At 58.4% G+C, this 12,750-nt stretch carries 9 protein-coding genes and 1 pseudogene; 9 read left to right on the top strand and 1 reads right to left on the bottom strand.

Annotated features, from left to right (window positions below):
* The 7 genes and pseudogenes from ABF821_RS10305 to ABF821_RS10275 form a co-directional block, all read left to right on the top strand.
* A pseudogene (locus tag ABF821_RS10305) lies at positions 1–217 on the top strand (hypothetical protein); the annotation flags it as partial.
* A 296-nt stretch (positions 218–513) separates the two neighbouring features.
* On the top strand, positions 514–1,500 hold the full coding sequence (locus ABF821_RS10300) for a lysophospholipid acyltransferase family protein (RefSeq protein ID WP_220791811.1): 987 nt from the start codon (positions 514–516) through the stop codon (positions 1,498–1,500).
* Between the two features lie 332 nt (positions 1,501–1,832).
* Entirely contained in the window at positions 1,833–3,326 is a 1,494-nt protein-coding gene (locus ABF821_RS10295) for a cytochrome P450 (RefSeq protein WP_415529955.1), read from the top strand.
* 188 nt (positions 3,327–3,514) lie between these two features.
* Positions 3,515–3,646, top strand: coding sequence for a hypothetical protein (locus ABF821_RS10290; protein ID WP_259657240.1), 132 nt, complete (start codon positions 3,515–3,517; stop codon positions 3,644–3,646).
* A 406-nt stretch (positions 3,647–4,052) separates the two neighbouring features.
* The gene (locus tag ABF821_RS10285; RefSeq protein WP_415529954.1) at positions 4,053–4,556 is read left to right on the top strand and encodes an RNA polymerase sigma factor; all 504 of its coding nucleotides are present in this window, start codon (positions 4,053–4,055) and stop codon (positions 4,554–4,556) included.
* Between the two features lie 117 nt (positions 4,557–4,673).
* On the top strand, positions 4,674–5,639 hold the full coding sequence (locus ABF821_RS10280) for a FecR family protein (protein ID WP_415529953.1): 966 nt from the start codon (positions 4,674–4,676) through the stop codon (positions 5,637–5,639).
* A 156-nt stretch (positions 5,640–5,795) separates the two neighbouring features.
* Positions 5,796–8,429: a TonB-dependent siderophore receptor gene (locus tag ABF821_RS10275; RefSeq protein WP_415529952.1), complete on the top strand. Its 2,634-nt coding sequence runs from the start codon at positions 5,796–5,798 to the stop codon at positions 8,427–8,429.
* A gap of 312 nt (positions 8,430–8,741) precedes the next feature.
* Here ABF821_RS10275 and ABF821_RS10270 read toward each other — a convergent pair whose 3' ends face one another.
* Positions 8,742–9,260, bottom strand: coding sequence for a DUF2867 domain-containing protein (locus tag ABF821_RS10270; protein ID WP_415529951.1), 519 nt, complete (start codon positions 9,258–9,260; stop codon positions 8,742–8,744).
* 455 nt (positions 9,261–9,715) lie between these two features.
* On the opposite strand from ABF821_RS10270, the gene ABF821_RS10265 reads away from it, so the two are divergent.
* Both ABF821_RS10265 and ABF821_RS10260 read left to right on the top strand, forming a co-directional pair.
* Positions 9,716–9,907 carry a hypothetical protein gene (locus ABF821_RS10265; protein WP_415529950.1) on the top strand — a complete coding sequence of 64 codons (192 nt, stop codon included), beginning with the start codon at positions 9,716–9,718 and terminating at the stop codon, positions 9,905–9,907.
* Between the two features lie 189 nt (positions 9,908–10,096).
* Positions 10,097–12,640 carry a TonB-dependent receptor domain-containing protein gene (locus ABF821_RS10260; RefSeq protein WP_415529949.1) on the top strand — a complete coding sequence of 848 codons (2,544 nt, stop codon included), beginning with the start codon at positions 10,097–10,099 and terminating at the stop codon, positions 12,638–12,640.
* The last annotated feature ends 110 nt before the right edge of the window (positions 12,641–12,750 follow it).

Raw genomic sequence — 12,750 nt, 5'->3', positions numbered from 1 at the left:
GGGGGGGGGCGGGGGCCGGGGGGCGGGGGGGGGCACTTGGCCCGGCCTGCGGCCCGACCAGCTTTTCGAAAACCGCGACCTGGCACCGACGACGGACCTGCGCGCCGTCGCGGCCGGTGTGTTGCGCGACCATCTGGGCGTGCCCCATGGCGCGCTGGCGCGGGTCTTTCCGGGGACGACGGGTGAGACCGTGCGGGGGCTGGTGCGGGTGGCCTGAGCGGCCGTTTGGACGTTACGCGGGCGGCGATTACCTGCGCGCGTTTCCAGGCAGGCTCTGAAGGCTGCCGGGCGGCTTTTCCGGCGTCATCCGGTCTGTGGCGGTCGATGGCGACGCCTGGGGGTGGAAATAGTGCGTCCTGACGAAAATTATTTTTCGTTCTCCCTGTTTTAACCAGATATTCAGAATTGTTTTTTTCGCGTGACGACGGATTATGGGGTGGTCGTTTCGATCGTGGACCATGTCGGCCCTGGTCGGTTTCCTCGCATCCTATTCTGCCGCACGGGTTCTTCTTCATGTCCGTACTGACGCCGCCTCCGCCGCCGGGCAAACGCAAGGCATGGACGTATCGGCCGGTCGCGGCGCCCCCTCTGGCGGATTTTCTGGCCGGCGGGGAGGCGCGCCAGCGCTTCCTGCGCTATTGGGTGCGGGATAATCGTGGAAATCTCTTTGACCTGGCGTTCTTTTTTGCGTTCAGGATGGTTCCTGCCGTCCGGTGTTCGCATTTTGGCCGGTGGTTGGGGCGTGTGCTTGTTCCGCGTGCCTATGTCGGCCCCATGCAGCGCGCCCGCGCCAATTTTACAGTGCTTTTTCCCGACCGGCAGCCGGACGCGATCGCGGGGATGGTCGATGCCTATGTGGAATCGCAGGGGCGGCAGATGGTCGAGTATTCGGCTGTTACGCGACTGGCGCGCCGGCCGGGCGGCGTGTGCCATGTCGGGGTGGAGCATCTGAAGGAATGTCGCGATGGCCCGGTTATCTTCATGGGGCTGCATCTCAGTAACTGGGAAATCCTGATGCAGTGCCTGAGCGATCTGGGGCTGACTCTCTCGCTGAATTATGACCCGCCCCGGCGCCGGGGCCGTCACTGGATCGTGCGGTATGTGCGCACGCGGGCGGGCATCGCGCTGCTGCCGCCCGGACGCCAGGCGGTGCGGCCCGCCCTGCGCGTGCTGGAGGCGGGGGGACAGCTTCTTGTCTTCTGCGACGAAGGGTTCAATGGCCAGATCCGCGCACCCTTTCTGGGTCGTCCGGCCAATCTGGAAACCAATTATGCCCTCGTGGCACGTCTGGCCCGCCGGACGGGCGCGCGGATCTGCCCGGTCTATCTGACCAGGGAGGAGGGCGTACGGTTCACGCTGACGATTCTGGAATCGTTCGACCTGACTTGTGCGTCTGCGTCGCTGCTGGATGATGTCGAGCGGCTGAATGCGATCGTGGAACCGCTTGTGCGCAGTCATGCGCCGCAATGGTATTTCATCGATAATCGCATGGTATCGTAGCGCCTGCCGGTGCATGCGCGCGGGCGTCGATCCGGCGTGTGCTTTCTGCGTGCCATGCTCTGGAACGGCATGCGGTTGATGCAATGGTCAGACCCTGAAGATCTGGATAAATGATTTCTGGTATTGGAAAGGGGCGGGTAATATTTTTCCGATATTCTTTTTGAAAAGAACGAGGAGAAGAGAAGTTTCCACTGGGGAATCTGGTAAATGCTCCATCCATTTCTGATTCGGAATGTGATGACAGTCTGGGAATTATGTTTATTTTCTTGACGAATTTTTTACGTCATGGCTTAATGGTTAGTCTGCGTTAGAGGTATCGGGGACTTTTTTCAATGTACGCACGGTTCCGGCAACCGGTCGAGATTGTGGAACATGTTTCCGACACCGCCCTGGAACCGGTTCACGCGGCATATTATTCCGGGCCGCCAGGGAAATATCTGCATCTGCTTCTACAGGCCCGGCGGGATTTTCTCTCAATCTGGCGCGTGGGCGATTATCGGGAAAAAGTGTCGCAGATCCGGCTGTTGGGGCGGCAGATCGTGCTGGTGAATTCGCCCGAAATGATCCGCGACATCCTGGTGAAGCGGCGCGACAATTACGAGCGCAAGAGCCCGCAGATGCGCCGTGCGCTGGAATATCTGCTGGGCGACGGGCTGTTTATTTCCGACGGGCCGACCTGGCGGCAGCGACGCGCCCTGGTCTCGGACATCGTGCACAAGGACCGTGTGCCCGCCTTCAGCCCGATCATCGAACGGACGGCCCTGGACATGGTGCGGCGATGGCAGCAGATTCCCGACCGCACCACCATCGACATCCTGCCTGAAATGGCGGCGCTGACGGCGGAAATCATCTCGCGCAGCGTGTTCGGCCAGGAACTGGGCAATGCCGACACGGCCGAAGTGTCGGAGAGTTTTACGCAATATCAGGCGCTGGTGGACTCGACCAATCCGGGATATTTCCTGGGGCTGGACGAAGGGCTGCCGATGGTGCGCACGCCGGCTCTGCGGCGGGCGGTGCGGCGCCTGCATAACGTGATCGACCGGATCGTCGAGGACCATCTGGCGGGCCGGGGTAGCCATAACTCGATGATGGAACTGCTGGTCCGGCGGCAGAAACGCAACCCGGAACTGGGGCTGAACGCGGTGGCCCTGCGCAACGAGGCCGCCACCATCTTCATGGCGGGGCACGAGACCACGGCGGCGACGCTGACATGGGTGTGGTATCTGCTGGCCCGTGCGCCCTGGGTGGAGCGCGCGGTCCATGAGGAAATCGCCGCCGTGTGCGGTGACCGTGCCCCGACCGTGGACGATCTGCCGCAATTGCGCTGGTGCCAGGCGGTGATCGAGGAAACGCTGCGGCTGTATCCACCAGTGCCGATCCTGGCCCGCCAGAACGGCGATGCGGACCAGATCGGGGATATCGCCGTTCGGCCGGGCTCGCTGATCCTGATCGTGCCGTGGCTTCTGCATCGCACCGAAAGCCTGTTCGAGGCGCCGCATGAATTCCGGCCCGAACGCTTCATGGACGGGCGCCGGCCCGAACCCTACAGCTACATCCCCTTCGCCAGCGGGCCGCGTGTGTGTCCGGGCCAGCATTTCGGCATGACGGAGGCCATTCTCTGTCTGGCCATCCTCGCACAACGCTTCCGGGTCGTTCTGTCGCCGGACCAGAAAGTCGTGCCGCAATGTCGCCTGACGCTGCGGCCGCGCGATGGGTTGCCGGCCATGCTCGTCCACCGGCAGCCCGGCCCTGCCGGAGAGGCCGTGGCGGCGGTACCGGCTGGGCGTGTGGAACGTCCGGCTGTCGGTTGCCCTCACTCGGCCTGATCCCCATGGGCGGGGCGCGTTTGGAGGCTGTTTCCACGCCGTGCTGACAGCGGGCTGATGGCGGTTCGGCGCCAGGGCAAGCGGCTGGCTGGTGCCATGCCTCCCTGTGCTATCGGCGTTTCTGGTGCTGGCTCCGGTTGGTGTTATTTCGGTGTCATTTCGCAATGACTGGAGCGGGGCCTGTTTGAATGCGTGCATTCGAACCGGTGAAGATGCGGGTAAAAAGACTCAACGAGAGCATTTCCATCGAACCGGTTTTCGGTGGAAATGCTCTGGAATGGTTCGGGCCGCTGGCCGGGGAAACTCTGGACTTTTCATGATTGCACCGGGGGTGGTTCTGTCTTGGGCAAGGGGCTTTCGCATTGGCGGCTCCGGTCGCGGCATCGGATCTTGCGGCCCCCTCCGCAATTCCTTCTGTCATCACGCGCTCATTATTACTGTCTGAACGTCGTCGCCCTTCTCGGGGTATCGGTATTGTTCAGAACGGGATGCGTACGTGCCGCGCTATAGTGACACGAAGTATTGCGCGGAATTTCTCGTTCGACATAACGAGCCACCCGTCAGGGTTACGTCACCCGCAATGCAGGACGACGCAGTCGGGCAACGTCATATATTGAGATTGGTTCTTAACTCGTCTAACGTAAGATCCGTGTCTCGATCCTCTGTCGTTTCCGCTGGGTGGGGCCGCCAAGAGCTTACGTCAGCCCGAGTGAGTTATGTCGTCGAATGTCCTGGAGCAAGACCCTCTCCGATCTCTTTCTTAACGAGCGCCGCAAGCTGGAGGCGCTGGCCAGAAAGAGATGCACCGACCCTGAGCAGGTCGGCGATGTGGTGCAGGATGCCTTCCTCCGGCTCGCTCGGCTGCCTGCGCCCGACGCCGTTGAAAAACCGGCGCATCTTCTCTTCAAGGCCGCCGCGAACATCATGATCGACTACAATCGCCGCACCTTTCGCGAATGGGGACGCGACGGCGGCGAGCTTGATCCCGAGCATCCTTCATCGACCCCCAATGCCGAAGCGACGCAGGCGGAAACAGACCGTCGCGCGATCCTGAGCGAGGCGATCGCCGCCCTTCCCCCCGTCACCCGTGAGATTTTCGTCCGCTTCCATCTGGACGGATGCAGCTATCGTCAGATCGCCCACGAACGGGGCATGGACCTCAAGACGGTCGAATATCACCTGCGCGACGGCATGAAGGCCTGCCGCCGGCACGCTCGCGAACGCGCGTGACGCGCGGCTCGTGACGTGCGCACGCACGTGGACACGCACCGTTCTTGAGTCTCGTAGCACTTACCAAGTAAAGAAAGAAAACGGCGTCCGGCCGCCCTGCCGGCCTGACAGGTAGATATGCGGAATAATGAGCATCTTTCAGGCGATCCCTTCGATCAGGCGAATGAATGGTATCATCGCCTGCACGGTGACAGCGTAACCGAGGCGGACCGACGCGCCTTCCGGCAATGGTGCGCTCAAAGCCCCGATCACGAGGCGGCGTGGGAGGAGGTCCAGACCTTTGCCGCCGATATCAGGATGACGTTGGCGCGGCCGCCGGTTCACGTGGCCGCGCCGGCGGCCCGTCGTTCCCGTCGCCTGCGCCGGCGTGTTCTCGCCGCCGGGGGGGTCGTTATCGCTGTGACGGTTGGCGTTCAGGCGCCATCATCATGGACGGATCGTTTTCGCGCGGATTACCTGAGCGGACACGGCGAACGGAGAACGATCGCTCTGGCTGATGGCACGACGGTCATTCTTGACACCGACAGCGCGCTCAGACTGCTGCCGGACAGCGAGGGACGCGGCGTGGCCCTGCTGCATGGAGAGGCATGGTTCGCGGTCCGCCATGACGCCCTGCACCCATTCCGCGTGTGGTCCGGCAATGGACGGATTACCGATGTCGGCACGCGCTTCGACGTGCGCCATCTGGATCAGACCACGACCGTCGCGGTGGCGGAGGGGGCCGTCGATGTTTCCGTCGGGTCTTCTTCGGCGCTGCCGCCCGATCATCTTCGCCTGACCCTCGGTCAGGGCGTCACGTATGGCCGCGACGGGTTGGGCGGGATGCAGGAGGTCGATGCTTCGGCCATCGGCTCGTGGCGCACGGGAACCCTCGTGTTCCAACAACGGCCTTTGCGGGAGGTGATCGCGGAACTCAATCGCTATGAGGGGAGCCGCCTTGTGCTGGCGACGCTGAGCGGTCGGGATCGACCCGTCTCTGGCACGTTTACGGTCGGAACAGGGAGCACGGCGCTTCCCGCGCTTCAGGAGGCCCTGGGATTACGTGGCTTGCGTGTGACACCGTGGGTGACGGTGTTGTACTGAACCCCACGCGCGTAGACGTGGTTGAAACACAACGCGTTATAGCGTCCTGCTATCGTCATAGCCTGATTTTCTCAAAAAAAATCGAGGTGTATTTTCCGAAACCGTCGAATTCCGTCGTCACTACGAATGAGAGATGCAATTGCGAGTGAACATCACTTGTTCGACATCATGACGGTAGGACGGCGAAAGGCAATGCAGGTGCACGAGACCTCGAACGGGCGCGGAATTTATAGGACACAAGCCAGAAAATTCACCGTGCGACTGCTCCTGACAACTGCGCTGTGCGGCGCTTCGGGGTTCACCTCCGTTGTTGCGAATGCACAGGATATTCGCGGTTCGGTTGCTTCACGCTCTGGCGCTGCGTCTGAGGCGAGGCGCTTTTCCTTCGCGATTCCCGCGCAGTCCGTGGATGGAGCGTTGGCCGCTTTCTCCCGCGTTACGCATTTTCAGACTGTCGCGGCGGGGGAACTCACGCGAAACGTCCGCTCACCCGGCGTGAGCGGCATTATGGCACCCGACGTGGCGTTGAACCGCCTCCTCATGGGTACGGCTCTTGCTCCCCGGATAAGCGGCGATACTGTGATCTTGAGTAAAGCTTCCGCCACTATCACGCTCGGTCCTGTCCGTGTGGGGGGCATTATTGCACATCAGGATCCTACAGGACCGGGTGTTGGCTACGTTGCCAAAAATACGATGGTCGGAACGAAGACTGATACACCGATTACTGAAATCCCCAATTCTATCTATGTTATCACAAAACAGCAAATGATAGATCAGCAGCCTCAGAGTGTGCAGGACGCGCTGAAATATACTTCCGGTATCTATGCGGGCGCGATGGGAACGGCGACAAATGGTGGAAGGAATGTGAACGCAATTTGGCAGAGAGGCTTTACAACTCACCAATTTGTCGACGGACTGCTAACCAACAGCATGAGTGGTGGCGAGCCAGCATTTTTGGAACGCATCGAAGCTATCAATGGCCCAGCTTCAGTAATGTACGGAAAGCTGACGCCTGGGGGAATGATAGGGGAGTCACTGAAGAAGCCAACCGAAACTCCTATCCATAATGTTTTACTCGGGTTCGGAAACTGGGGCCGCTATGAGGCGACTTTTGATTTCAGTGGCAAAATAACAAAATCGGGGAACGTCCGTTATCGTATTGCCGCGATTGGTGTCACCCAAGGTACACAAACTGATCACATCTCATATCATCGCGTTGGTGTCTTGCCTTCGTTAACTTGGGATATCGATAAAAATACAGCATTGACGCTTATCGGAAGCTATATGTATTCGCCTGGAGACGGAACAAATGGTGGCTATTATCCGTTGCATGGGACTTTAATTACGGACGGATATAGAAGAATACCAAGGCAGAACTATTTCGGGATGCCCAACTGGAATACGCAGGGCGAACGTGATGCTATGTTCGAATATCAGTTTCACCATAAATTTAACCAATATATAAATTTCAGCCAGGTTTTCAGGTATGAAAACAGCAACTATAACGCGAAAAACATATATTATAATGGGATTGGCGATCCTAATACTGTCTATGTGCAACCCAACTGGTGGATAGAAACGTACAAAACTGTCGCGCTCGATACGCGCCTTGATGGCAAGATTACAACCGGTCCGTTTCATCACACATGGGTCGTTGGGTCGGACTTCCAACAATATCACTACACCTTGCCGTGGTGGATTGACTACACCCAGGGTACATCCGGTGTGCCAGTCAATATCTACAATCCTGACCCTATTTATACGCCTTGCTACAGCACGGCGGCGTCAGCCCACTGCGTTGGTAGCCGCTCTTTTGCCCGAAGTGACTATTTTCAGGAAGGCGTATATTTTCAAGATCAGATTAAATGGCAGAAGTTATCCATTCTGCTCGGAGGCAGGCAGGACTGGGTGAATTATAAGACGTATTCAAGAACGACAAACTTTTCAAACGCCGGGAATAAAAGCGTCTCTATGGCGAGTAACTTCTCAAAAAGCCCGGAACCACAGAGCGCGTTCACATGGAGGGCAGGCATAATTTATAATTTCGATTTCGGACTGACGCCTTATTTCAGTTATGGAACGTCGTTTGTTCCGCAAAACTCGACGAATTGGCAGGGGCAACCTTTCGCACCGTTGACAGGACGCCAGCTTGAGGCTGGGCTGAAATATAAAGTTCCTGATAAAGACATTCTGCTGACAGCCGCAGCCTTTCGTATTGATGAAGACCATTATCTGATTCAGGACATGGTTCATACGAACTTTAGCGCAGATGCAGGCCGAGTCAGGTCTCAAGGTTTTGAAGTGTCGGCCAATGCAAACGTTACAAGGGATCTGCGGCTGATAGCGTCATACAGCTATACGGATGTCCGATATGCCACCACGAATAGAAAGGCGAGACGGTTTAACCCGTACACGGGAGCGAGTTACGGCGCTGCTATTTCTCAGTCGGGTATGGCTGTTCCTTACGTCCCTCGCAATATGGTGTCGGGCTTTTTTGATTATACATTTCCGAAAAATATTCTTGACGGTTTTGGAGTGAATTGGGGAGCACGGTACGTCGGATTTACGTACATCGATAGCGTCGAATCCTTTAAGTCACCCGCTTATGTGTTGTTTGACGTTGGAGCGCACTACGACTTTGGAAGAGCGATTTCGTCCCTTAAAGGTTTGAAAGCACAATTAGCCATTTCAAATCTCACAAATAAATACTACACCGCATCGTGTGGTACAAACCAATGTTACCTAGGCCAAGGGCGGCGCGTGTATGGCAACCTGACCTATAGCTGGTGAAATTTCCCACCCCGAACTACAGCACTTTTTTCCTATTAAATTCAGCATCTTGTCCCGCGTTTCAATGCCAAAGTCGTGGGGTAGGCATGCTGCAAGAAGCGTGGGCTGCTCCCGGCGATATGCGAGGGGCAACCCATGTCAGAGTCGGTGGGTGATGTGGCGCAACATGCGTGGGGCGTCGCGGCAATTTCCAAAATGTCACGTCGCAAGGCGTGAGTGTTCGGCCAAGATCGTTATCAGTCCTTTTTGCTGGCTTGCAGGCTGGTTAATTTCCTTGGCGCTCTGATTGTCTGGCTTTTTGACGATGGCTACTTACTGATGCTCAAAGCCATTGGCGGCGGCGCGGCGAAGGTTCGAAATAACCACCATGCGGTGAAACGGTGCGATCACCGTGATATAGATCCGGCCCAGTCGATTGTGGCAGTGGACTACGGTCGTCGCCGAGAGGCGGGAGGGACCATTGACGGTTCGCTGGACGAGCAGAGAAAGACGAAAATCCAGGTGTCTGTCATTTGCTCCCAGGATGATTTCGTCGGGGTGCGATGCGAGAACCGAGAAAAAGTTGATTTTATCTTCGTTTCCGGATTGGCGCAGATCGGACGAGGTTTTGACGTTGAAACGGGCCATCACCATATCGCGGATAAAGAGCAGCGCGCGGAACCAGAGCGTGGGCTTTCCAAAAACCGACTGCGCGATCACGCGCATATCCACCGTAGAGGCGGGAGGAAATGCGACCTCATAGGAATCAGTGAAGTTCGCGCCCTTGTACCAATCGGCGACGCCGCTTTCTCGGGGAGGTGTACGTTTGGTAACTGTTGTCCTGAAAGCCATAACCTGGCGATATTCCCGAAAGGGTTTGAACTGGCCGCTAACGCGGGTCAGTATGACAATGCATGTTTGAGACGTCAAAAGACGCCAAAATCAAAATCAAACTAGGAAATTCTCAACGGCGAACCCGATGCTCCGTGCATCGCAATGCGGAAGCGGTCCGCCTCGTCGCTGTCCGGGCTGATGGCGTGCGGGGTCTGTGGCGTCTGTGGCGGCGAGGTTGGGATCAACGTCAGTAGCCGCTTCGGCTGTGAGAGCCTGACCGGACATGTGGGCTGGCGCGCGAGAGCGGCCCGTTTCGGGCCGCGCCCGAAAGGTGTTTTCGCGCATCGGAGCGGAGTGGCCTTGATGGCCATGAGCACCGACGCGCAGGAAACGCGCGTCGGATCGCCGCCAGCGCGCATGTTCGGTCAGTCTCTGAGAGACCGGAAGGGGCAGGGAGGTGGCGCAGGCCATGCGTGCCCGTCATTGGCGGCATTGTGCTGACGCCCGGCCCGAAGCTGGGCGGGGTTCATGCGCGCCTGCGCGACGAACTGGTGGCGATCCTCAATCTGGCGAAATGGCGTGCTGCCCATGGCATCAGAGGCGGAAACGGCGCGAAGCCGGAATGTTCCGCCGTGGTGACACATTTCGCTGCCAGCAGCCCTTAACCTCGGGTTATGGCAGGAGGATTTTTTAGATCGTTGACCGCCAATATTATTTTACCGTAATGTTACGTTGGCGAATAATTATTATTCAGAACAAAGAGTTAGCGCGGCAGGACGCCTCTGATGCCAGCCTTGTGGCCGGGCCGGAGGATGGCCGCACCAGTATGTATCGCGTCTGGCGGGAGAGAGAAAATGAAAGTTCGGCAATGGTCGACGCAGGGGCCTCGTGTCAGGGCCGGGTTGCTTCGCACGACGGCGATTGCCGGCCTTGCAGTGGTTTCGGCTCTCTCCTCGGCGGGCGCCGCCGAAAAAACGGCCTCCGCCCACAAGCCGCATGGGAAGAAGGCCCATCAGGGCGCGGTGGCCCCGGTGGCCGCCACCGGGGCCGCCATCGGGGCCGCGCGGCCTTCCGGCGCGGCGCACCCCCGCCGCGCGGCACCGGCCCGGCATGATGATCCGGAAGCGATCCAGGTCCAGGCGTCGCGCGTGCGCAGCCATGGTGCCGAGGTGGCCGTTACCCGCGCGGTGATGGATCGTTTTGTTGCTGGCACGAACCCGATGCAGATCCTGGCCATGACCACGCCGGGGGCCAATTTTACCTCGACCGATGCCTTCGGCCTGGATACCTACGGCAATACGTTCTATGTGCGCGGCTTCACGCAGATGCAGATCGGGGCGACGCTGGACGGCATTCCGCTGGGCACCCAGGGGTTCGCCAACTATAACGGCGTGTCGATTACCCAGGCGATGATCCAGGATGATCTGGGCGGGTTGACGATGTCGCAGGGGGCGGGGGCCCTGGATTCGTTCTCGGCGCAGAATCTCGGCGGGGCGATGACCTATACGACCTCCGACCCCAAGGACAAGGCCGGGGGCAAGATCAGCCAGACATTCGGCAGCTACAATGCCTATCGCACCTATGGGCGCGTGGACAGCGGCATCCTGAACCCGACCGGCACCAAATTCTACGCCTCCTTCGCCCGCACCAAAACGAATATGTGGAAAGGACAGGGCTATCAAAGCGAATTGCAGGCCGATGCCAAGGTCGTGCAGCCGGTCGGCGAGCGGGGCCGGATAACCGCCTTCTTCGGATATGGTAATTTCACGCAGGGCAATTACCTGACCTTGACGAAGAACATGTGGCAGAAGATGGGCCGCTATACGACCTATCTGAAGCCTGATTACGAAAAGGCCAAGCTCTGGGCCTATTATGCGCAATATACCAGCGACGTGCCGCCGGGTTATGAGGGCGTTCTGTCCAACGACGAGATCGGCGATTATGCCTGGGATGGCTCCCAGGTGCAGCGCACCTATCTGTCGGCGGTTACGGGGCATTTCGATCTGTTCAGGAATGTCTCTTCGGATACCGTGGCCTATGGCGACGTCAGCAGCGCCATCCATGGCGGCACCAATAACTTCGTGACCTCGCCCAGCTATGGCGTGCCGGCGTTGCAGCCCGATGGCACGGTCTCGGGGGTGCCGATGGCGCTGGGGATGGCCCATGCCGCCATGCGCCGGCTGGGCTTCACGCAGAAAGTCTCGATCGAGGCGCCGCACAACAACCATATCGAGACCGGCCTGTGGTATGAAAACAACCAGTGGGTCTATAACTCGCGCCTGTATGAAGATTACCTGCACGACGCGCATAACTGGAACTCGGACTTCAAGCCCAGCCAGGCGCATACGTGGTTCGACGATACGTACAACACCAATACCTTTCAGTTCTTTTTGCAGGATCGCTGGACGATCATCCCCGGCATGACCCTGCTGGCCGGGTTCAAGTCCCTGACCCAGACGACGCATGGCGGAACGAAGCACGATTTCACCGACCAACTCGATGCCGAAGGCTGGAACACCTATTATCGGCATCCCGCGACCGGCACGCTGACCGCGTCATCGGCTTTCCTGCCGCATTTCAACTTCGATTATCATTTTCTCGATCATCACGAATTCTACTGGGATATCGCGGAGAACATGCGCGCTTACGATTACTACTCGCAGACGTCGAGCAGTACGGCGTGGGGTGGTTTGGGCAATTCCCGGCAGAGCGCGCAGCAGGTTTTCGATGCGAACAAGAACGTGCTGCGGCCGGAGCGGACCTGGAACTACATTGTCGGCTACCGGTATGATTCGCGCTTCTTCTCGGGCAGCGTCGATTTCTATCATACCGATTATTACAACCGTCTGGCCTCCATTACCGAAGGCAGTTCGGCGACGGCGCATAGCGCCTATCTGAATGTCGGGCGGGAGACCATGAACGGCGCGGATGTGATGGCGACGATCCGCCCCGTGCGGGGGCTGGAGATTACCAACAGCTTTAGCTGGAACGATGCGGAATATCAGAGCCGTTCGATCAATTACAGCGGTGCCACATACAGCCTGAAGGGCAAGCGGCAGGTCTATTATCCGAAGTTCATGTACAAGGCGAACCTGAACTATACCTGGCGTGAAGTGATGTTCAATTTCAACGCGAACTATATCAGCTCGCGGCCCATGACCTATCTCAACGACGAGTCCATCCCGGCCTACTGGGTAACGAACCTGAACCTGGCGTATAATTTCGGCAAGATCGGCTTTACGCAGAATCTCAAGGCCACGCTGGGTGTGACCAACCTGTTCGACAAGAACTATATCGGCGGTGTCTATGGCGCGGCGTCGGTTTCGGGTGACGACAATGCCAATCTGTTCGTCGCGGCGCCGCGCGAATTTTATGGCACGATCTCGGCCGAATTCTGATATCGGCTCCGCCGGGCCGGTGTGGCCCGGCGTCCTGCTTCCACCTGTCCGAGGATGATTGGCTCGTGAGAAAGATCCTGTTGCTGTCTGCCTGTCTGGTCGCCCTGCCG

The sequence above is a fragment of the Gluconacetobacter sp. genome, assembly GCF_047721585.1.
Classification (GTDB): domain Bacteria; phylum Pseudomonadota; class Alphaproteobacteria; order Acetobacterales; family Acetobacteraceae; genus Gluconacetobacter; species Gluconacetobacter dulcium.
This window is presented reverse-complemented; position numbering and strand designations above follow the sequence as displayed.